Source organism: Granulicella sp. L60 (assembly GCF_009765825.1).
Taxonomy (GTDB): Bacteria; Acidobacteriota; Terriglobia; order Terriglobales; family Acidobacteriaceae; genus Edaphobacter.
Window position 1 is genome coordinate 46,271 of the sequence record NZ_LMUR01000001.1, and the last position, 21,970, is coordinate 68,240.

At 56.2% G+C, this 21,970-nt stretch carries 22 protein-coding genes; all 22 read right to left on the reverse strand.

What is annotated here, in order from left to right; translation table 11 throughout:
• Positions 1–9: 9 nt before the first annotated feature.
• The 22 genes from GSQ82_RS00240 to GSQ82_RS00345 all read right to left on the reverse strand — a co-directional run bounded on the left by GSQ82_RS00240 (position 10) and on the right by GSQ82_RS00345 (position 21,968).
• Positions 10–300, reverse strand: coding sequence for a hypothetical protein (locus GSQ82_RS00240; protein WP_158790028.1), 291 nt, complete (start codon positions 298–300; stop codon positions 10–12).
• A 64-nt stretch (positions 301–364) separates the two neighbouring features.
• Entirely contained in the window at positions 365–808 is a 444-nt protein-coding gene (locus GSQ82_RS00245; RefSeq protein ID WP_158790029.1) for a hypothetical protein, read from the reverse strand.
• A gap of 211 nt (positions 809–1,019) precedes the next feature.
• On the reverse strand, positions 1,020–1,820 hold the full coding sequence (locus GSQ82_RS00250) for a phosphoadenosine phosphosulfate reductase family protein (protein ID WP_158790030.1): 801 nt from the start codon (positions 1,818–1,820) through the stop codon (positions 1,020–1,022).
• Positions 1,821–2,084: 264 nt separating this feature from the next.
• Complete coding sequence (locus GSQ82_RS00255; RefSeq protein ID WP_158790031.1) at positions 2,085–2,903, reverse strand: replication-relaxation family protein; 819 nt, start codon at positions 2,901–2,903, stop codon at positions 2,085–2,087.
• Positions 2,900–3,439, reverse strand: coding sequence for a hypothetical protein (locus tag GSQ82_RS00260; protein ID WP_158790032.1), 540 nt, complete (start codon positions 3,437–3,439; stop codon positions 2,900–2,902). The genes GSQ82_RS00255 and GSQ82_RS00260 overlap by 4 nt, the downstream gene beginning before the upstream one ends.
• On the reverse strand, positions 3,424–4,092 hold the full coding sequence (locus GSQ82_RS00265) for a hypothetical protein (protein ID WP_158790033.1): 669 nt from the start codon (positions 4,090–4,092) through the stop codon (positions 3,424–3,426). Before GSQ82_RS00265 ends, GSQ82_RS00260 begins: the two co-directional genes overlap by 16 nt.
• A gap of 9 nt (positions 4,093–4,101) precedes the next feature.
• Positions 4,102–4,845, reverse strand: a complete 744-nt coding sequence (locus tag GSQ82_RS00270; protein WP_158790034.1) for a hypothetical protein — start codon at positions 4,843–4,845, stop codon at positions 4,102–4,104.
• Positions 4,842–6,638 (reverse strand): type IV secretory system conjugative DNA transfer family protein, encoded by a 1,797-nt coding sequence (locus tag GSQ82_RS00275; RefSeq protein WP_158790035.1) that lies wholly within the window; start codon positions 6,636–6,638, stop codon positions 4,842–4,844. The genes GSQ82_RS00270 and GSQ82_RS00275 overlap by 4 nt, the downstream gene beginning before the upstream one ends.
• Positions 6,635–6,871 carry a hypothetical protein gene (locus GSQ82_RS00280; protein ID WP_158790036.1) on the reverse strand — a complete coding sequence of 79 codons (237 nt, stop codon included), beginning with the start codon at positions 6,869–6,871 and terminating at the stop codon, positions 6,635–6,637. The genes GSQ82_RS00275 and GSQ82_RS00280 overlap by 4 nt, the downstream gene beginning before the upstream one ends.
• A 1-nt stretch (position 6,872) precedes the next feature.
• Positions 6,873–7,709: a hypothetical protein gene (locus tag GSQ82_RS00285; RefSeq protein WP_158790037.1), complete on the reverse strand. Its 837-nt coding sequence runs from the start codon at positions 7,707–7,709 to the stop codon at positions 6,873–6,875.
• Between the two features lie 83 nt (positions 7,710–7,792).
• Positions 7,793–10,357 carry a hypothetical protein gene (locus GSQ82_RS00290; protein WP_158790038.1) on the reverse strand — a complete coding sequence of 855 codons (2,565 nt, stop codon included), beginning with the start codon at positions 10,355–10,357 and terminating at the stop codon, positions 7,793–7,795.
• Positions 10,358–10,616: 259 nt separating this feature from the next.
• Entirely contained in the window at positions 10,617–10,919 is a 303-nt protein-coding gene (locus GSQ82_RS00295) for a hypothetical protein (RefSeq protein ID WP_158790039.1), read from the reverse strand.
• Positions 10,919–11,629, reverse strand: a complete 711-nt coding sequence (locus GSQ82_RS00300; RefSeq protein ID WP_158790040.1) for a hypothetical protein — start codon at positions 11,627–11,629, stop codon at positions 10,919–10,921. Before GSQ82_RS00300 ends, GSQ82_RS00295 begins: the two co-directional genes overlap by 1 nt.
• 27 nt (positions 11,630–11,656) lie before the next feature.
• Complete coding sequence (locus tag GSQ82_RS00305) at positions 11,657–13,396, reverse strand: type IV secretion system protein (RefSeq protein ID WP_158790041.1); 1,740 nt, start codon at positions 13,394–13,396, stop codon at positions 11,657–11,659.
• 7 nt (positions 13,397–13,403) lie between these two features.
• Positions 13,404–14,306: a hypothetical protein gene (locus GSQ82_RS00310; protein ID WP_158790042.1), complete on the reverse strand. Its 903-nt coding sequence runs from the start codon at positions 14,304–14,306 to the stop codon at positions 13,404–13,406.
• 11 nt (positions 14,307–14,317) lie between these two features.
• Positions 14,318–15,169 (reverse strand): hypothetical protein, encoded by an 852-nt coding sequence (locus GSQ82_RS00315; RefSeq protein ID WP_158790043.1) that lies wholly within the window; start codon positions 15,167–15,169, stop codon positions 14,318–14,320.
• On the reverse strand, positions 15,166–17,814 hold the full coding sequence (locus GSQ82_RS00320; RefSeq protein ID WP_158790044.1) for a VirB4 family type IV secretion system protein: 2,649 nt from the start codon (positions 17,812–17,814) through the stop codon (positions 15,166–15,168). The genes GSQ82_RS00315 and GSQ82_RS00320 overlap by 4 nt, the downstream gene beginning before the upstream one ends.
• A 191-nt stretch (positions 17,815–18,005) precedes the next feature.
• Positions 18,006–18,350, reverse strand: coding sequence for a hypothetical protein (locus GSQ82_RS00325; protein WP_158790045.1), 345 nt, complete (start codon positions 18,348–18,350; stop codon positions 18,006–18,008).
• Between the two features lie 3 nt (positions 18,351–18,353).
• Positions 18,354–18,809 carry a hypothetical protein gene (locus GSQ82_RS00330; protein ID WP_158790046.1) on the reverse strand — a complete coding sequence of 152 codons (456 nt, stop codon included), beginning with the start codon at positions 18,807–18,809 and terminating at the stop codon, positions 18,354–18,356.
• A gap of 9 nt (positions 18,810–18,818) precedes the next feature.
• The gene (locus tag GSQ82_RS00335) at positions 18,819–19,481 is read right to left on the reverse strand and encodes a hypothetical protein (RefSeq protein WP_158790047.1); all 663 of its coding nucleotides are present in this window, start codon (positions 19,479–19,481) and stop codon (positions 18,819–18,821) included.
• Between the two features lie 11 nt (positions 19,482–19,492).
• On the reverse strand, positions 19,493–19,924 hold the full coding sequence (locus tag GSQ82_RS00340; RefSeq protein WP_158790048.1) for a hypothetical protein: 432 nt from the start codon (positions 19,922–19,924) through the stop codon (positions 19,493–19,495).
• Between the two features lie 766 nt (positions 19,925–20,690).
• Positions 20,691–21,968: a hypothetical protein gene (locus GSQ82_RS00345; RefSeq protein WP_158790049.1), complete on the reverse strand. Its 1,278-nt coding sequence runs from the start codon at positions 21,966–21,968 to the stop codon at positions 20,691–20,693.
• Positions 21,969–21,970: the final 2 nt, after the last annotated feature.

Genomic DNA, 21,970 nt, shown 5'->3' on the forward strand with positions numbered 1-21,970 from the left:
CTCTCCTTTCTAGAGGAACGGGTTGCGGGATTGGGGTTTGCTTGGCTGGCGATAGCGCAGCGTCTTGTACCAGACGTTGGCTAACGAAAGGGCGATGCCGACTACAGCTCCGACAATCAGCCAGTGGAATACGGGCATAGTCAGGCTGTTGCGGAAGCCTTTGACGGCAGACTTCAGGACGACGAAGACATCCATCCCCGTCAGCAGGACAGCGATGACGAGTCGGGTAAGAAAGTACGTGAACAGAGTGGAGGCACGATTTTGCGTTGCCTCTGCCGGAGACGACGGAAGAGAGGACATTGGAGCTCCTTGTTAGGGTGGGGGCTTAACTACAGTGCAACCTAGGCAGTCACTCCACTGAGGTTCATGCTGCCGCGGGAAGTTTGGCCGCGGGTGAACCTCTCCCGGAGAAGTGCGCGCTGTGGACGTACTGGTCGGTCATGAGCGGATAACTGTCATACCTCGACGGCGTGCGTTCCATCAACTCGTACATCTCAACTTCGCTTTTTAGTTGAGGAAGATGGCGCATGTGCTGCATACGCAGTTCTGTGCGTACGCGCGTTATGAGCCACACGCCATCTCTTGTCCCGATCGCCAACTCGAGCAGATTGATTTCCGCACAGGTCAACGATCGCGCTCCAACAAGGACCGAACGCTTCACGACGCTCCGGTTGTGCTGACCGACCTGGCGTTGGATCAATCGCCCGCGGTCTTCCCGTGTGTCGGCAATGACAGGGCATTCGGTCGAATAGGAGTAATTGAGGGTGAGATTGAACAACTCAAGCTTGAAGAGATAAAGCATCAACATCGGACGATCCTCCAGAAACGGGTTGAGGCCAGCCGGCGTGGAACAGGCCGTCGGCGGTTGACTCGAGTGGCGGGAGTGGGTGGAACCGAAAGTATGGGAATTGAATGAGGAGGCTCAATTTCCAAAAGCCAAGTGGCGGGACTGCCGCGAGGCAACGTTCAGGCGGGACACCAGGAGGGAAACCCTGGTGGGGGGTAGGAGGGACTGTTGCTCAGAACGGCAAGCAGACTTGTGTGCTCTGGGCTTCGATCACGGAATTTGCCTCGTCTACGATCTGGATGAGGCTGCCAGTCGAACGCATCGTGAAGCCAATCTTCTGCTCCAGTGCAGACACAGAAAGGAAGGCTTCTGGATCGTGTTGACGTATGGCGAGCAGATCTGAGTCCGTGGAGAAGATACACAGCCTGCACGAGAGACGGCGCAGGTAGCCACCCGTAGTGCCGTCTTTGTGAAACTTGGGAACGTAAACCGGGTGGAGAGGAATGCAGTGGTCCCAGTGCCAGGTCAGCACATCGGCAAGGGACTCTTCGAAGATCGGAAACCAGTTATAGACGATTCGTGTCTGCGTGGTCAGTGACGAGTTGAGTGAAAGTGGATGGAGCTTCGCGCGAGGTGGAGACTCTTCCGAACGAATCCCCATGCAATTGAAGATCAGTCGGTAGGGCAGAGTTCTGATGTATTTCTCAATCGGTCCGCGCTTCAGGTCGGAGGTACATTGCCGATATTGAGCGGATGGGAACATGCCACGCTGCTCGACCATCTCGAGGTAATTGCGGCGAGAGTTCCGCACTACCGTGAGAGGCACACCGAACTCTGCGCACCGATCCCGTGCGAAGTCCGTGGCTGAGATGGGACGCTGATGTTCGAAACCAGTGTCGGCCATCACCGCTAATGTGGTTGCTTCGGGAAGACGTTCGCGTACAAAGCCGAGCATGCGAGTCGAGTCTTTACCACCAGAGTGGTTAATTACAAGCGCTACCGATCCATCGAAGCGCTCGAATAAACGCTTCACTTCCTCGAGTGAATGGCACATCTTCATCCTCCGTTTCTGTGTGATTGATCGCGGGTAGAGTTACTGGAAAGGCTTCCATCAGCCAATCCGTTCACTTTTCACCACCCAGCCGAAAATCAACCCAACACAGGGGGATAGTCACATCGCAAACGATTGAAAGAAGGAGGAGTTACGAGGAGCAAATCTGCGCAATCGCACGGCAAAGGAAGCCGACTGGGAGGCAATGGGTCTTCAACCGGTAGCCTATGGGTGGGCAACTGGTAGTCAAACCGCAGGCATAAGCATTCTGAAGTCCGTATTGATGACGTGGGGAGCGTGCTGAAGGAACTCACGAAACGAGGTGACCGTAAGGCCTGCGCTGATGTTCATTACAGGAGTGATGAGAAGATCGCGACGAAAATCCTCGCTGAGCGCCACGCCAATCGTCTTCTTCACGCCACGCATCTCAACCGCAAGCACGTGCGAGACGTCATGACTGGATGTGAGATAGAGGATCGTCTCTGCCGTCTTGTCTTCGTTTAGCACGCCCCGGATTTCGCTGTATCGTGCCGAACCTTTGACCGTCCGCTCGTATTCCAGTGCCAGTTGGCGGGTCCCTTCCTCTGTTTGCAGTGTGGCTAATGCGTCGTAATCCTTTGCCTCTCCGCCGTAGAAAACGAGATTTCGGGACGCGAGTTCCAATTCGGTCTGCCACGATTGGAGGAGTCCACCTTCCCGCAATGCGAGCCGGATCTCTACCAATTCGAGTGCATGAAATAGCTGGGTTTCGTGCAGAACATGTCGTCCCGTCGACGGAAGGGAGACCAGCGTGTGTCCGCGCATCTCTAGGTAAGAGAGGCCAAGGGAGGTGATGCGGTAAATGGGCTGACGGAAGAAGTGGCTGGAGGTCATGCGCGAAACCAGCCCTGACTGTTCAAGCCTCGTCACTCTCCATTGCACACTGCGGCGGACGGTGGCGCTCTTTTCCGCAACCAGTAGACGGTAGAGCTGATTAAGTGTGAGGGCACGAGCGTTCCGAATATGAAGCAATACGGGCAGATCTTGCTCGTCCGAAATGGCGATGCATCCCTTCCGATATCTCATTGCTGACCTCCGGGAAGTGAGTTTGAAAGAACCAATAGTGTGCGATCCGGCGCGAGCATCCAGGGACCGACATTGCTTTCGATCCAGCCGGTTTCTTCCATGAGCGCCATCACCTCGTAGCGGTCACGGCGAACGCTAACGGAAATCAACTGCACCCCCGCGCTCTTCCAGTCGGGCCGGTTGAATCGAATCGGTCCGCAGAGTTGCTCTGAAAATGTGACGAGATAACGGTTTGGCATTGCAATCGGATCGGCTGCGCGAGTGATAAGAAGGTGCATGCGGCCGGACATGCGGTTCGGTCCATTGCATTCGAAGGTGCGTCCAAGAGCGCGATTCGGGTACTCCGGATTGAAGCCACTACTCTGATTGAAGCGGACCTGGCCGGGATAGACCCAGCAGAGGCGTAGCCGTCCCCCGTACTTAAGGCCGGCTGAGTTGAACCATGCGGCGTTCCGTCGGAAACAAAATGGGTCGGCGACATCCGAAGGATGTGCCGACCACCAGTTGGTTCCAAGGCTGACTATGCGGACGCGCACGGCTCCAATCCCTCCACAAGATCCTGCACAAGAGCTCGGGTCATCGTGTTTCTTTCCGGTCCATTGGTGCGGTAGAGAAACCAGATCTGAAAGTAAAAGCGCTTCGGAAGCGGCGTTTCATGCTGGTAGTAAATGTCCAGACAACGCCCCAACTCGGACATCAGGTGAGCGAACTCGATCTCACGGTCTTCGCCTACGCCCATCGTCCTGACCACATAGTCCCGCCACTCCGGCGCACCATCTTGTCCCGCGACGTTGTCCTTGTAGTGCGTCCACAGAGCGAAATAGGGATTCTTGGTGCGCAGGTGTTCCAGAAGCTGATCGATGACTTCGCGGGGGGTAACAGGATACGGGCAGTCCCTTTCGGTAGACGTTCCGGCCGCGGGGGTGAACAGGAAGTGGATCATGTCCCCCATGATGGTGTCGTTCAGGGTCTCCAGATCGTACGTCCTAGCCGGTTCCGCCAGAGCGGAGATACGCTCGATCTCCGTGGAGAATCGTTCAGGAAACGGCTGTGACCGCAGTTCATAGAACTGCCGGTACATCCCGGTACGCCCCATAGCGAGGGTAAACGGGACGTCTTCGGTGGCTACCGTTTCCTGCACGAATGCGAGCCATTCATCCTGGTTTCGAAAGTCGTTGGGTGTGTTCACGTTGTCCTCCTACGCACCCTTGAGCGTCTGGTTACGACGCCGTTCCTGCTCTAAATCCTGGGATACATGATTCAGGCGTTCTCTAAGGTTGCGTTCTGAATTGCGGAGTGCCTGGTTTTGACCTTCCAGAAGTTTCGTCTTCTGATCCGAATCACCGGAAGGTGCGCTACCGATCTCTCCTTGTTGCGCATGGGAGGACGGTTGTTTCGGCGCTGCCGCCTCTGATTGAACACGTGCTTTCTTCCCAAGTTGCTTCTGCAAGGACGATTCTGAAGCCAGAGATTCTGCGCGTTCTTCCTTCGTGGAAGAGGATGCAGGACTCAGAGCTGCGTTCTTCGCTTCGACTAGAGTGTTATATATTCCGGCGCGTCGAACGATCTCTCGGCGGTCGACGATCCGGCCATTCCAGAGCTGGCAGATCAGTTTAGAAGCAATGATCTCGCGCTTGTCTTGCGTGCGGAGGACGAGAACAAGTGCCGCGGAGACGGCCGCAAGGAGTGAAAGACAGACAACGTTCGACCAGAAATAGAGGTTCTGGATCGTGTAGCCAGCAAGTGCGCTCCGTGCATCCGCGGTGGAGCTTCCATAGTCTTTGTTGTCCGGATTGATCTTCCCCAGGGCATAGTCGAGGAAACCCTGAGAGCGTTTCGGCGCCGGCTGCGATGATGCAGCAGACGGCGCTGATTGCGCCGGGCAAAGGGGCGACGTGCTTAAGGTGAGACCAAGGATTGCGACGCGGTAGATGTTTTTCATGACTCCTCCCCGGTCCAGAAACTCGCCAGTGTCCCGGCGGTCCTGCGCCGACCGCGGCGCGGCTCGTCGCTACTGAAGCGCAAGTTGGCGCCCACTTCCGGGTTGATCACGTCGTGCATCCGCGGATAGAGCAACGACTTCATCTCTTCTGGGCGGTAGGTCATTGCTCTACGGGCGTGGAGATGGGAGTGGAGCGTACCCTCACGCGGGTCGACCATCAGGATCTCAAGTTGACCGACAGGCATGTTCTTTATGTGCTCTTCCCGTGAGCGTGTCTCCCGAAAGTCGCTCTCATTGCCGGTTCCAGTCTCCGTGTACTTCTGGCTGAAGACACCCGTCCGGCGGACGGCAAGGCTACGGCGCTTGCGAAGAACGCGGGATGAGGCTTTCAAGAACCACTGCGCCGTGGACTCGTCGGTGCCGTTCATGAGCATCTTGGTGCCGGGCGCGGAGCACACTTCTTCGGCAAAGGCCCGGCTCACGTTCTCGAGTTGCGGCACAGCCTGGAATGAGAAAAGAAAGGAGACGCGAGCACCGCGAGCGGTCTGCAGCACCTGCGGAAAGTCCGGGTCGGCGTAGCGCGCAATTTCGTCGCAGATGACACTGAGGACCGGCTCTTGCTCAAGATTCAAGGTGAGCATTTGCTGATAGCGCTTGCCTACCATGAGGCGAATGTTCTGCAGCAGAATCTTCCCGAGCGCTTCGCTGGCTCTCTTGTTCTTATTCGAGTTCAGAGAGATTACGAGGACAAGGCCCTTGTCGACGACTTCCTCGATCGTGAGCATGTTCTGGTAGGAACCAGTGACAATGGAGAGATCGTCCTCCAGGAAAGCTAACAATTCATTGAGTAGGCCCTGGATCTTGGTGATTCGCTCCCGGTCCGCCAGCGACTTGCGGATCATCTTGACGGACATCTCCAAGTTCAAGCGCATCGTCAGAGAGATCGAAGGCATGTTCTCAATCCGTCTTTGCGCGATGCCGATTTGCTCGCTGAGTATCTTTTCGTCTAAGGCCATGACGAGTACATCACGCATGTTGAACACCTTACCGGTGTAGTAAAGGATGCGGACGAGATCGGAGAGATACGCCTCCTGGTGTCCCGCGAAGAAGTCCTCGCGCATTCCGAAAGACGAGAAGATGAAGTTGACGTGCTCCTGATAGAGCGAGTCTGGGCTGTAGAGAGGGTTGTACGACCACGATTCGTGTGGATTGGAGGGATCAATCAACCGTAGATCCTCCATCCTCCCGGCGGCCTCGATGTGAGGGAGGAGTTCCTGCACGAAAGCCTGGTCGCCCTTGCCATCGAAGATGATGATGGGCATGCGCCTTCCGTGGAAGGTCCGGTTGAGGTCCTGAGCGATGATGCTCTGGAGCAGTGTTGTCTTACCAGCACCGCTTCCGCCCGCGATGACACCATGCTTGAGACGGACAGAGTCGGGCCAGAACCATGGCTCACCGTGAACGTTATAGCCGAGCAGGGTGCTTCCCTCGTCGCGGGCACGGGTGAGATTCCTCTCATCCATCTCACCGGGGACATGCAGTGCCGGATGCGGCCACGCGTCCTCGCGCTTCTGGCGCCTGCCAATAAGGTCCGAGAGGATGAGGCCAATTCCGAAGAGCACGATCGCCAGATCGAGGAATAGCTCGAGGCACTGAGAGTTACGGAGATGCAGGCGAGAGACACCGACATACCAGAACGCGGCGACGAGTGCGCAGCCTCCAAGGACGATGATTCCGGCGGCATCCTCAGCGGCCCTGGGCGCTGGCCTGCGGTCGTCATACATCGCGCTCATCCCCGTGCTCCAAAGCTGAAGTAGACGAAGGCAGCGATGAGCAACAAGGCCACGACAGCGCCGACGACAATGGACGTGTTCGGGCGCATCCTTCCGTTCTCCGTAACTGGTTTGATGGGATCGGATGTTCCTCTGCGAAGAACCTCTTCGAGGTTAATTTCGCCATCGGAGCGATAGACCCGGCGCAACATGTCCCGGGCCTCAACCGAGGTGATGAGACGGTCCGCAGCCATGTCAGATCACCAGGGTTTCAACAAGAGAGCCGGATGCAGAGTAGCCAAAGTTCAACTGGTAGATCTCTGGAGCGGTACCCGAATCCGCACGAACCAGGACATACCCGGTCGTCGAGGCGCCTGGCAAAACGTCCGTCTGTGCTGACTCTCCTGCAACCGTTGTTGCTGTCCCATCGGGCTTGGCCTTGAAGCCGCTGAGCGTCTGTGGGGAAAGCTCGTGGTTTCGAAGCGCAAGAAGCGAGACCGGAGTCTGCGATGGTGAGAGGCGGGTGATTGACGGCGTCGTCACACGGAAGGGTGTCGTCGAATGGTTGACGATCTGGTACTGGAGATATGTTCCCTCGCCCGTATGCAGGACGTGAAGAATAGACACCGATACTTCTGTCGTGGATAACTTGACCGGCTGCTCGGGGACGATATCCTGGGCACTAAGCATCGCCTGCGTCGTGGCCGCTGCTGCGATCTGTTGCCCCTCTTTCGCAGAAGGTGCATCCACTGCGGCACGAGCTGATGCAGGAAGATTCCGCACCAGCACATTCATCTTCGCGACGTCTCCCGGTGCATCGAGTTCGTAGGAGATTTGCCGGGAGGCGGTCCAGAGAATGAGGTTGGTCGTTGCGGTTTCTTTGAGCGGCTGCAGAAGAACCTTGTCCCCCGCGCGTTCAATCTGGAATGAGTCCGGATCCGCTGCAGCGATGAACTGGATCGGTTCGCCGAGATCGATCACCGTGAGGTGATGGAGTGCCGTGTGGATGTGGGGCAGATCCTGAAAGTTGATATTCTGCGCCTTCGCGGTGAACGCGAATAGCGCGATGGCAGGTAGCCAGAAACGGTTCATAGTATCCTCCGTGCGCCTGTTCGAGGCGACAGAATCTCCGGCGAGAGGAGGCGCAGACGAAAGCCGCACCTCCTCCAGCAGGGTTAAGAGCGATCTCCCCGAAACGGAGAGATCCTCGTGTCTTCGAAGACGAGTTCGCGTTTCCCCGTGTACTGAAAGAGGAAGATCGCTTTCTTGGTGTCTTCGGCCCCCGGATTGGGGATTATTTCGATGAGATACGCTCGCAGTTCTTCATCAAACTCGAGGTAGCCATCGATCGTCTTTGGCTTCCGGACCGGAACGCTTTCGCCTCCGGTCTGTTCTGCAAAAGTATCGACTATTTCCTGCGGGAAGGTATGGAAGAGAGCTGCACCGGTGCCTTTGCCGTTGGTGACGACATGTGCCATCGCCTGTGCCCAAGCTGCCCGGTTATCCTGCTTGCCCTCAGCCCAGAAGTGCATGAACAAGTTGAGCGAACGGAACTGCTTCTTCGCCTCCTGCTCAGACTCCCAGACCGCAGCTTGCGCTTTGTTGCGGGCAAGCACGGCCGACTTTCGTACTTCCTTATCCTGTCCCTGTCGTACCGCTTCCCAAAATGCCTGCGCGTTGTTCAACTCCAATCGGAGTTTCCCTTCGCGTTCGGCTATGCGAGAAGCAATATCGCCAAAGATGTTGTTGACCAGTTCACACTCCTTGAACATCTCTTTGCTGACCGAGTGGCCAGTAAAGAGACCGCGGAAGTCTTCCATGGCCATCTTTTCCTGTTCGAGATCGCCCAGTTCTTTCCGCACCACGTTGTACATCCGGCCCACCTTATCGGTGTCGGCGACTTCGAGGTGCATGGGCATATCAGTAACCCGGCGCTCGCGTTTATAGCGAAGCCAGGGAGCTGAATTGACCTCTTTACGGATTTCGCGCACCAGTTCCTCATCCACGGATACCTTGTGCTTGAGGGAGTCGAGCGCGTTTTGCAGTTGAATGACTAGCTGGTAGGCAAGATCAATCCTGCCGGCTGCCACACACGAGGTCTTCAGGTCGGTGATCGAACCGATCTTGTTTCCACGTGCTTTCATGGCGACCAGATGTACGTTCCACCATTGGGAGCGGGCCTTCGTCTTGGTCTTCTCCGGATTGGTGAAGTGTTCTCCATACGCAATCCGCCCCTGAACGAACTTCGGGAACTGATCGGATGGAATGGTGCAGATCGTGTCGTAGTCGAAGTCGCCACCGTTCTTCGCAGCCGTCTCCGAGTGCAGGATGTAGCTTCCATTCATCCGGAGTTGGGTGCGCAGAATGTGGTGGGTTACGCCTTCGGGTAGTTCCGACCTGCCGAGTGCCTGTAGCAGACGAGGAACCAACTCACCATCCAGGAGATGACGAGCAGGCAGCAGATCCTCCTGCATCCGTATGGGATACCGGACACAGAGGCTCTGCTCCGAGGTGAGAGAGGTGATCGCGCTGTCCTTCGGGATCCAGTCGGAGGCTGAGAGAATATTCCCTCCATGCTCAACCAGAACTCCGTCGTCGACCAGTGCGAACGCAGGGAGACGAAGTGTCCCTCCTGTCATTGCGCGAAAGGCCCAGCGTGCCAGTTTGCGATTCAACTGATTGGCAACGAACGGAATGCGAATCGCACTCCCGCTCTTGTCAGCCAGAAGGACCGCTTCTGACGGATCACATCCTTCCTGAGGAGCAGCTACGGCAGCATCGTCGAAGCTATCTGTATCAAAGCTTTCGTCGAAGCTGATCTCCTCTTCCTCGTATCGTCCCAACAGTTTGAGGAGTGCGGCATAATCTCCGTCCTCCCATGCTTTGCGTACCAGACGAACTTCCTCGATCGTCGGAGGAATGATCTCGGTACGAAGAGCCTCTTCCGAAGCATTTTCGACCAGCGTGTAGCTTGAACCATAGAAGGTCTTCCGGGAATATTGCTTAATTCCCAGAATGACCGGCCCCTGGATAAGCCTTCCGGTGGTCTTCGCTTGCGGGATGAACTTGCCAGATCCCTTAAGCTCGGGTTTGCAGGAGCTTTCCGGCAGAATGATATCAACACCTAGCTTTTCAGCTACGCGGTCGCTCATTGCCTTTAGAGCACCTTTGGCCTGCTTCGGTTCGCGTGCATCGAATGCCAGTCGAAACTGGGCAAATCGATCCTGGGGAAGCTGTAGCTTCCGGTACAGGGACTCCCGAAGCCATCCGCGGCAGTCGTTGGTACCAAGGATATGATCCTTGACGACAAGAACAGTCACGTCCGGCTCCTCGATTACGGTCTTGCAGTCTGAGATGAGGATGGAAAAGTACACCATCGCTGCCTCTGGCCAGTGCTGAAAGCGCTCAGCAATCTCCTTAGCGTGATTGGTGTCGACGAAGTAGAAACGTCCGTCCTTCGCCGCACCACTTGCACCCGCAAGTTTGTAATGAATTCCCTGATACACCAAGTTAGCCATCCGGCTTTCCACCAATGATTGCTCATAGGCATCGAGTTCGGTTGGCACACTCACGCGTGCGACCTTGATCCCTGGATAGATCTGCAGGAGGAGCGTGCCCTCGAGCGTGTCTTTCCGGTTGAGTTCCGATTCCTTGCGTGTCACAAGGCCAAACGCATCAATCGAAAGCTCCAGAATGAGCTTCGAGTGGTCCGTCACGGATTGGGTCATATTCGCTGTCATCGTTTCTCCTCACTGTCTGGCGCTCCAGATGAGTGATTGAGAGCTCGCTGTCCCGAGTTCGTCTCACTTGTGCCTGGCGCCCGTGTTAGGGGTGGTTTGAAAACCGAACCAAGCCTCAGTGATCGAGTCCGGGTCAGCATGGAATTCCTCATCGCCTCGCGATAAGGGTTCAAGAGAGGCTGACAGTGGCCTGTAAAGGGTTGTCTTCTCTTTGAATGTCTTGTGCTGACCGCTAAATTTCGTGTGCTGACCATTGCCGCTACTTCGTAATCGGCCGCTTCACCAATACGGGGTTTCCTCCTTGAATTTCTGCTTCAGCGCGGAAGGCGTTCACCACGTAGATGACACCGGCTTTCTGCTGAAAGGCTTTGATCAGCGCATCGCTCTCCGTCTGAGCTTCCTCTCCCAGCTCTGGTTTCTGGGGCGACGAGCCTTCCTTTGCCAGGAAAAACCGGGCGATCTCTTCTGAGCCGCGCGACTTCCGTCCTTTTCGACTGCTGGCGTTTGCGGGCAGTTGTTGTGGCGACCGCGGCTCTACTGTCTTTTGCTGGACTGTTTCCATCAGTGTCCCTCCTCACTTGTTTCCGTCTGGTCCGAAGCCGACAGGACGGCGTTCCTCCGTTCCCCATCGATGGGGTGCTCGCTGTATTCCGCGATCCAAAGGCCATCTGGATTGACGTCACTTCGTTTGTCCGCGACCAGCCGAATGCGGTACTCGTTCACGAAGTGGTCTGTGACCTCACTCCCCTTGCTGACGTGATGCACGTCCTTCACCCCATAGATCAGGTAAGTGAGAGGCTCGCCAGCTACAGGGGCGATCTCGCGGAGATGGAATACCGACTGAATTTGGTCGTCGTCGATCTTGCCGCGCACATTGTCGTCGGACATTGCCTTAATCGTGATGCCGCGCAGATTACGCGTCATCCGATTCAACGCCGCCGCCCAGTGATCATCCACGTTGGCTGGACTGTAGTTGAGGTAGTCCGCGAGGAAGCGTTTGACGAAGACCTCCGTGAGGTAAGGATCGCCAGCGGAACTCATGGTCAACGGGGAGGACTGCCCAAGTACGGCAGCTTCGCCGTTCGCTATTCGGATCACAGTAGGGGGCTTGATACGCACCACAACGGCAAAGCCCACCGCAACGATTGCGAGTGCGGCCATGAGAAAAGCGAGCACCCACGCTCGGTTGGCATTGGCAAGGCGCGCACCATCCATCTCGTAGTACTTCGGACGGGCATCCAGGTCCTTCGTTGTCACTTCTGTAGCGGACATAACTGTTCTCCTTCTCTCATGCGAGGTCTACGCGGATTCGTTGTTGTTAGGACTTTCCCTCGAGTGTGTCTTCTCGTACGCCTCTGAGAAGTTCGCACCGACAGCCTTGGCGCTCTGGCGAATCGTGGAAGCGGTGTTTGCGACAGCGGCACTCGCCGCACTGCTTACGGCCTGCACCCCTGCTCCTACGGTCTCTCGAGGATGCGTGACCGCACTCGCGACCTTCGCTGCTGTTGTCGCTGTCTTCACCGCAGCATTCGTCGCAGTACCTGCGATTTGCCCTGCTTTGGCGCCGATCCTACCGGCTGTTTCCACAGGGTTCGCTACTCCGGTCGCGATTGCTCCAGCGGCTCGGGCTCCGCCAACTACGCCCTGTGTTGCGAGCCGGGCCCCATGGAATGCACCCCATGTGGCTAAACCGTGCGGACGCATCAACGCGGGCGACGGACCGTGGCCACCATGGGTAGGTTGGCTTTGTGCGGACGCCCTGGCTGACGTGGCTGGTTGAGTCATTCGACCGGAAGCCGCCTGGGAGTCCGAGCTCTGCTGACTATTAATACCGCCTTGAACGCTCTTGTCCCCCTCGCTACTCTCGGATACATGTCCGTTATTTAATGCTTCGCTGAAGCTTCCTCGGATGTTGTCTGCCACATGTTCTCCTTGAGAAGTCGGAGAAGATGACGGCGACGTCGACTGCCTCACCTGCGCAGCGGGAGCAGTTCTCTGGGGAGCCGTTGGCTGATTGTTTCCTCTGCCTGGAGAAGTACTGGCCGACGAAGTTGACGATCCGTTGGTGGAGCCTTGGGCCCCAGAACTTGCGCCGGTGGAACTAGCGGCAACACCAGCACCAATCCCTTCCGCTGCAGCGATCCCTGCGGTCAAGGCAGTAGCGGCGGCTCCGAGTAATGTTCCAGCAGTCGCGCCTACTTCACCACTGACGATTCTCTTCGCAATGAATGGGATCACCGCAATCGCAAGCGAGTAGATGATGCTTGCGGCGCCGATCAGGAAGGACCCCTCAAGATTTCCCAGCCCACCGAGAAAGTTGTTCTGGCTCAGCATCTGCCCAACCTGTCCCATCTGGACTGCGCTGAGCAAGGCACCGAAACCTCCATACAAGATCGGCCAAGCGTTCCAGATGAAGACATTCTCGACATACGCCTTGGCAAGACGGTTGGTCGCTCCAAGCGGCATGAGCGCAATCACGATCGGGCCGAAGATATACAGTACCGACCCATAAAATATGTAGAAGAATCCGAAGATCGCGATTACGAACGGATAGAGGATATAGGCCACAAGGATCAATAGCCCGTCGATCAGACCAGCCATAGACCCCGTGACCAGACCCCACATCTGCTGAACTCCATCCTGACTGTATTGGGTGCTGATGTCGTTCTTCCAATTGTCCAAAAGATTGCCGACGCCTGTTGCGTTGCCAATCCAATTGCCGGCATTGACGAAGCCTTGGTTGACCGTGGTGAAGATCGCGCTGTAGTTCATGACGACGACTGCCGTAACGACATACTTGATCAGGCTGACGCCGAGCCCCCGAACATCGCCGCCATGCAGGGAAGCCTGATACACCTGCCAAAGGAACCCGATCAGCAGGACCACATAAGCTACGTTTTGCATCCCCGACGTAATGCTGGTCGAATTAATCCCAGATATGGCCTGAGTCAGGAAGCTCTCAAATAAGCTCAACTGCGTTCCCTGAAAGAATGCAAGAGCCGCTATGCCGGGATGAACGTGAATGGTCGCAAACATCATGATGACTTCACCTGTTGGTCAGTGTTCCGGTGACGACGCTGTTATGGTTTGTGCTGTCCGAGGTCGCGAGTTTCGCGATCCCGCTCTGGTTGGCAAGATCGAGGCCGCGTGTTCTCATCAACTCGGCAAGAGCTTCCTGGGTATAGGCATTGGCGCGCACAACCCACACATCTGCCTCCGCCTCAATGATTGGAGCGCTTCCGGGAGCGGCCTGCTGGATCTGCTGGCCCATCTGGGTCGCCTCGGTCAGTTCGGTCTCCGCGAGGTTGTCAATCTGGAGCGCTCGCTTCATCGCGTCCTGAGCTTGGGCGTCCGTCATGTCGGTCATGGTTCGCACTTGAGGAGATGCGGTGTTCTGAGCCATCACCACGCCGTATACCGATTGATACTGGGAAGACACGGTCGGCACATTGTTGGCATTACGGGAGAGTAAAGTTGTCTCGAAGCTTTGCGACTGAGGCAAGGTGGCACTCGACACATTCACGTGGAACATATTGTTAATGTTGGTGAATTGGCTTTCGAACTGCGTCACCATGCTCTTGGCTTGGTTGATTGGGGTCAGCGGATACATGACCTGCTGTTCGTAACTTGCAATACTTTGCTCGGATTGATTGATGGTCTTGAGCGGAGCCGCCATGTAGGTGCTCATGAGCGACTGCATCTTTTGCAGTGCTGCGATGATTGCAGCGGTGTCGATGCCAAATTGTCCGTTCGCATGCTTCGGCAGGATGATCAAAAGGCCGAGAGCTACTACCGCAGTCTTCAGTAGAGTCGGCCGATACCAGCGATGCTGAGGCAGGGTGCCGCCGAAACTGGAAGCCGTCTTCGCGGCTTCTAGAGATGCGTGCTCCCGACGCATCCAGAAGAATGGCTTGCGCCGCTTGGTTGGGTTTTTCTTCAAATCCGTCATACAGGTTCTCCTCAGTGATTGGTGAGTGCTCCGGTGACCATGCTGTTGACGCTCCCTGATGCTGTGGCCCTGCTTTTCACGAGGGCGTTATCGTGGGCGATCCGTCCTGCCTCCTGGCGTAGTTGAGCTGCCAGCATCTTTTGCATGTAGGCTTGGCACCTTAGGTTGGCTATTTGGGCTTCGGCCGTCAGAAACGGGTTGGAGCCAGGGGTACTCGTGGCAACCTGGTTCTCCATAAGGTTTGTTGCCTGCAGGGTGACGTCTTGGGCCTGATCCGCAATAAGCGTGGTCTTTAGATTTTGCTGGCTCAGCGCGTCATCCATGTCCATCATCACGCGGTCCTGGGGCCTCGCGGCATTTGCCGGAGGGACGGCTCCGTAGTTCGTCGTGAAGCTTGTCTGCAGGGACGGAATCTGTGTCGACAGACGGCTATGCAGGAGCGTTTCAAACTGCTGCGGTCCGGGCAGAACTGCACTGCTGAACTTTGTCGTAAAGATCTGGTTCATCTGATTGCGGTAGGTATTGATAGAGTTCGAAACGAATCCGCGCGCTTGATTCAGAGCGGCCAGAGGCCACATCGTGGTTTGGTAGAGCTGCTGAACCTGCTGCTTGATCTGGTTGATAGCCTTAAGCGCACTACCCATATCCGTCTGGATGGAACTGAAGATGGAGTCGAAGACACTGAGGAACTGTCCGTGAGCCAGACGCGGGACCGCGAAACATACCTCCACAACGAGAATGGTTACCGCAAGTCGCTTCTTCCACCAGGACGATCTGGATATTTTGCTGGCACCCGCCGTCTCCCCGGCGCACCCAGCCCTATTGAGGGTCAACTCGGTCGTGGTCATCGTTTCGTCATTCATCGGATTAGTCCCTCCAGTACTTCACCCGAGCGCTCTTCGGGAAGAGGAGCGAGCTCTGCCAGGCCGCGCGGGTAGGATTGGGCCAGGGCTTCATATGCAGACAGCAATGGCATATCGTCGTGTTTCCTCATCCACCACTTTCGATAGGTGCGTTCCCGCGGATAGGTGGTGGTGATCCAGTAGTCCACGGGAGTCGGGGCAATTCGAATGACATGCGTGGACTCGGCCTTTTCTCCGATGGCAATGAGGAACTCAGCGCTGTGGCCTTTCTTCGGCTGTGCGAATCCTTTGATCTGATTGATGGCCGTCTCATTCAAGTGCATGTGTTCGCGATGAGCGGTCATGTCGCCAGGCTGTTTGCCTATGATCTTCGTGCTGGCGTTCTTGGCGATGCCGATGCCATATGGATTGGGCTTAGCGGGCGTGCCAACAATCTGTTCCGGGGTCTGGCCGATTGCCCAAACGCTTGCGTATCGTTTGCGCGCCGTAAGAAAGTCTCGCTCGACGGTCGCCGCCAGAATGGGAGTGTCGAAAACAACCTTGCACTCATCGATCATGCTCAAGCTCGGATGGCCGCTCACGCCAGAAGTTCGATGGATTGAAGTGTGAGCAATCTGGAGGCTCATCGCGCCTTCGAGCCTGGGGTCGTTCTTCAGCTTGTCGATGTTGAAGTAGAGCCAGGGACTGTCGAGAGGGACTGTGGTAGGCCGATCAAAGAGCTTCGCATAAGGTCCCTCGTCCACCCAGGCCCGAAGTTTCGTCGCTGCTAAGCGTGCCATTTCGTTGATCTTCTGATTGCGATCCCGGTCTTGCCAATGAGCTAGTTCTGCAGCGAAATCCCCAAAGAGTGGAATGGGGTTGGAGGACTTTGAACTGCAACGCTTGTATGTCGACGTAATCGCGGCGAGTAACACGCTGTCCAATAGATCGATGTCCAGGTCCGGAGGTGTGTTCTCTCCCAACATGTGGCGGGTCAGGTTCTTTATGTATGAGACCTGGTCATTCGATGGTCTGAGTTCTCCCTTCGGGAGATCCCAGGAATTGATAGTTGCATCGCTATCCAGGGATACTTCGATCATTTGGCTGCCCATCAACTCGATCAAAGGGCGATAGGAATCCCCGCTCTCGATAATGGAGATCAACGCATTGCTCCGGGCCGCCATCAGCAATAGTTGTTGGGCCAAGAGGGTCTTGCCTCCTCCGGTTGTGGCCATAAGCAAACCATTCGCATCCGATAAGCTGGGATCGAACATGGAATATGGAATGAGCTGACGATAGGGTGTTTCGAACAGGATGAGTGGACTGCGACGGGTTCCTGTCCAAGGCATTTCTACCGGGACGAGATCGGCGACGTTCGACGTGAGCATGTCCTGATCGCGCTTATCTGGGTCACCCATTCCGGGCAGCGTTCCGAGAAAGATGCGACGCTTCGCGATCGTCTCGGTGACGGCTTTACCTCCGTTCATATGCGTAAAGCCGTTCAGCACCTCTTGGGTCCGGTTCGCTAACTCACGTTCCGCCTGCTCAAGCTCACCGAAAGTCGCTGCGTGCCGCGATGTCCGGACGATTACCGACAGGCTCAGTTTTGCCGTTTTGAGGGAACTCGAAATGATGTCGCGCTGAACCTGGAGAAGTTGCGCCTGCGCGACTTCGGCCTCGGGATTTACCTTGAAATTGCCATTCGCATCCTTCTGCGCAGCGGTCATCTTCTGTAGCCGCTTCTTGTATCCCTTGAGAACCTTCACCTGATCGGGGATGACAACCTGTGCATTGACGACCACCGGGAAGCCAAGCGTGGAGAATTTTTGCAACATTCCGGGGAAGGTAGCGTCTGGGAGTTCCTTGAGGCTAATCACGGAGTAGAGATAACCGTCGATGTTGAGGTAAGTTTCGGTCTCATTGAGGATGCTCGACTGAGTTACTTGTTCTCGAGCGCTGCGATAGACCAACATCTCTTCGCCCGGAACATAAGCGCGATGATCACGGCGGGTGGGATGCTGGGAATGTTTCAGCTCCTCGAATAACTCCTGGGTCGAAAGCCGGCCGGGACCCAGAGCCGCGACCTCCATCGAGGCTTCGACACCCCGGAGAATCGACTCAAACTCGGCCAGATAGGTCTCGTGCTCTTTGCGGGTGCGCTGAATCGCCTTCTTCTGGCTGACAGTGAAACCGCCGAGCTTCCTGTTTTGTTGCGCTGAGTGATACAGCTTAGCGTGAATCCGAGGGTCCCAGATGAAATAGATATGAAGCCGCGGCTCGAAGTAATAACCGCTTTGTTCCTTTTGCCGCCACATCCGAAGTCGATGCGCATCGAGGGCCATGACGTCCGCCCTGTCCATCCGTCGTTGGTCGACGTAACTGTCCAGCAGTTCTCCAAGGTGCTCGGAGATTTCATATCGGAACTGAACGCGCATGCTGACGTCAGGAACACCACGAAACAAAGCTTCGAGCTTCATTTTGGATTCGTTACGGTCTCTGTCCGTGGCAAAGTAGGAGAGCACTCCTGTCAGTTCATAACCGGCGACAAACGCCCCATTGGTCCGCACCATGACGTTGTCGCCCGCAGGCAGGTCGCGCAGGGGCAGCAATTCACAAACCGCAGGGGATCTGAGCTTCTTGTCGTGTTGTTCGTAGGTCATTGGCATGATCTTGATCCTCCTTGCGCCGTCCGTTCAACGCCGCGCATTCCTTCTTCTGCAATGGGAGCCAGTGGAGCGATGCCTTCGTGGAACCGGGCTGCGAACAGAAGGCTCGCGAAGACTGCTCGTGCGGCCTCCGGGTCGAGATGGATGGCGACAGATCCACTTCGTGTCATTTCGATCGAGGCTTGCATGATTCACTCCTCCTCACCGGCGACATAACTCTGAGTCAAATCCGAATCTCGTTCAAGTGCGCACCACGCCTTCGGAGAGAAGAGCGAGCGGACCAAGTCGGTGAGATAGCCCCGCGGCCGCCCGTACTTGAACAGCATCAGGAACGGGACGGCCAACGCTGGCACGACAAACTCCATGAAGACGTTGAGCGGCATTCCAAGGACATGCGAGTTGTCTCCGACGAAGTGGGCCAGCAGATTCATCAGCGCTGCCAGGGCAAGGACGAGAATCAAATCCTCGAACTCAAGACCCAAAAACGATACCTTCGTATTGAGGTTGCGATGGACTGGCGTCAAATCAAGACTCATGGACTAACCTCCTACCCCGTGTGCTTGCGTTACGAGCGACTCGGCAAGCCGCATCATTCCCGAAACCATGAGCGCTGCGACCGCGGCGACGAACTTCCTGATCCAGATCGATCCTGGATATATTTCTGAAACCACACCGGCCATGTGGAGTGCCATCGCAGCGAGTTGAGTCAGAGCGAACATGGGCAGAATTACGTTGGCCGTCCAGTTCACCAGGCTCATGCTCGCCATCCAGAAGGCGTCGGCATTGGTAGGGCCGGCATGCTGGACGAAGCCTTCCAGTGCGCGAAGCATTCCCGAACACATCAACGAGGCGAACCCGCCGTACAGTAGGTGTTCAAACGGGCTGCTCTTGCTGTAGCGATACACCGCGCCTGCGAAGAACATTCCGGCCATCGTCGGCATCATGGTGTTTCCGGCCCAGGAGGCGAGATTTGTGATTGCTCCGTTGAAACTCATCGTCAGCTCCTATGCCGCCATGGCTTGAAAGAGTGCGAGGAGACCACTCACACTCAGGAAAGAAATTGCGGCAAAGACCAAACGAGTCCAGGGTCTGTGCCTGACAAAATTGATGACCGCTCCCACGCAGGCGAGCCCAGCGGCCGCCGGCATAATCTGTCCGACCAGGTAGTTCCATAGGGAGGTCAGCATGTCGGTCGTGGCGTACTGACTTCCGTCGTTCCATCCCTGCATGAGCTGCATCGTGGCCGAAAGAGACATCAGGAAGAGAGCGGCTACGATCGAGGCGAGCGGGTTCTCGCCCGCAGCCCCATCTAAGCAAGCCTTGAGGACGTAGTACGCGGCGAGGATAGGCACGAACTTCGCGACGACAATCTGGTTGACGAAGTTGGTAAAGATCGTCTGCATGCTGGCGAGCCAACTTGTTCCGATCGATCCGCTTCCCGATGGGACCGTAATGCCTTGTGCCGCAATCCATGACAGAAGTTGTGGGAGCGTCAGGAATACGACGGTCCACAACACCCACTTTCCAGTTCGTCCATTGACATGAAAGTTGGTTCCTCCTTCGTGCCGCAGGCTCACTCCCGCTGCGGCCAGCGTGCAGAACGCAGCCGGCACGGCAAGACTGAGCAACAACTGAAGAAGGTCGGAAAGGAATTGCGGCACAGGCATCTCGGGCTCCTTTACTGAATGCCTTGCGCTTGAGTGATGAAGCCCTCAGCCATGCGTCCGAGACCGGAGATGACCATGAGTGCAACGCCTGACACTCCCCAGCCCATGTAGCCGCGGCCGCTCTTGAAGTGCCAACCCGCGACACCGAGACACGCAACCGCGATTACCGGAGCAATTACGTTGCAGCCCCAGTTCACGATGTTGAGAACTGTGCCTTCGACCGTGGTTGCTTGTTGGCCTTGTACGGCTTGTCCAAACTGGGGCGAGGTGCCGAGGTTCTGTGCGTTGGCGACGACCGGAACGAGGTCGCCGAGGAATATGGCTGCGAGCGCGAACTTGAGGGCGATATGCACCCAGTTCGGTTGCTTGGGGCGGTCAATGACGGTGTGAGTTGATGTGGCGGACGCTCGAGCAGGCCGCCAGAAGGCCAATGCGGTAGTCATACGTTTCTCTCCTGTACGCGGTTGCTCGGGGCATCCGTGTGTGAGAGAAAGTGCATCGGGTCCAGAACTCGGTCAAATCAATGGGCGCGATAAATTGGTTAGAAACCTATGTATCCCGTCGCTCGATAAAGCATTAGGAAAGAAGAATTAAACTGGAAGCGAATTATCGAAGCGGCATCGGGAGCTCGCATTGGCTCTTAACACTGTGAAATGCGTTGAAATCAAAAACTGCCGCATTCGACAATTGGGCGTCGTGCTTACTGACACACCTAGTCTGTCGTCGGGGCAAATATCACAGTGACACAATGAATGCGATGATGGGGCAACGCAAGCGTTGACACATTCGATCGATCAATGTGGCGTTTGGAGTACTAACCAATAAGATTCGATGATTCGTCGAATGCGATAAACACGCTTCATTGAATAGATAAGGCCTCTGGTATTCCATGCTGCTCCGTGACTAGCGGAGGATTGACTGCCCGCAATGAGTCCGGTGCCCAGGCTTGCAGCGGGGATAGAGCTATCCGATAAGTGCCGCACGCATCCGCTCCGCCACCTTGAGCAACTAGGCCCAGGCGAGATTGGGCATCCTGTGCAGTGACACAAATAGAACGATGATAGGGCGGATCCGGGTGGCGGCTCTGTCCCGATCTGCCATGCGCACGATACCCGAAGTCATCTGATGCTCGGCGTGCGCAGCAACGACAATAAGAAACCCCGGCAAGAATCGCCGGGGTCCACGGTCCAATGATTCTGATCAAGTATTTCAGGGGGTTTTCGTGTCGATCGGATGCAGCGCGGCCGTATTTTGCTCGCGCCTGGTGAAGACAACGTAGATCTTCGTATCTGCCGGCACCGAGACGACAACCTTGTTCGTGACCGCGAGATTCATCAGTTCTGTGTCTCCAGCGTTCCCGGCATTTTCAGCAATCCTCTCCCGGATGAGGTCATCCTCGGAGAAGCTGGAACTGGTGTTATTGCCAACGATCATCGCAGCTACGGAGCCGATGCCGGAGGCTGTTCGAACGAGGAAGTTTCGGCCTGTATTTTTTCCCGAGACGATCCCCTTGATCGGCGCAAGATCGAGGCCTATGCCTAACGCTTCGATCTTCTCCTTGTCGTCGTCCTTCAGGTCAATCTCGTCGAATTTGACGCTAACGAGGCCGCTGCGATCAGCCTGCTCCAAGTGACCGATAAACTTCGCGCCTGCCGGTATAACGACTCGGTCACCCACTGCGTACGTATACTGCGCTTCAGCGATAACAGGGGTCTGTACTGCGCTCGATATCTCAGTTGTGAGCTTCGCCAGGATTCGGGTTCCTGGGGCGAAATCTAGGACTGGCGTTGCCCCTTCCGACGTTCCGGCTCGGGAAGGTGAAGAGGAACTCTGGGTAAGATTCCTCACAAATACTAGCGAGGGCTCCTTCAAGGCATTCCGTTGTTGGGTTTGTGGCGCAGACGCCGAGCTTGTCTCGCCATAGGGTCTAGGCTCTTCCCAATGCTGTTGCGTATCGGCGAAGGATGGCACACTGCCGAGGTTCCCAGTCCCCGTAGAACCAGATGGACCTACATTCTGGGTGGTGGCTGAGAACTTGTTGCCCGGTGATCCCCCAGTGCTCGTTTTGGTGCGGTTAATGTCGTCCGGACTCAACTGGCCGCTTGAGTTGCTTTGCGTCGCACTGTGCACGGCGTCCATGAGCGGCGTCACGCTGCCCTTTGGGGATGTGCTCTGTTGCGTCGTGTGAGCGTTCCCTGGTGCTGTCGTTTTCTTTCCAGACGGTTTTCCAAGGAACATGGTCATGACAAAGAACATGACTGCCGCAAGCAGTCCGCCACCGATGAGCAGCATTTTGTTCTTGCCCAGTCCTGAAAGCTTTTCTACGTTCGCCCGGGTTGCGAACTGCGCGACAGGGCCAGTGGTCTGTTGAGCTTTCGTGGAAGTCCGGTCATGGTCAGGAATCTCTTCCCATGCGGGTTCTTTTGCCTGATCAAGGCCGAGCGGCTCTAGCCGAGGACCGTTTCCGTTGGTCGTATTCGATTGCATAG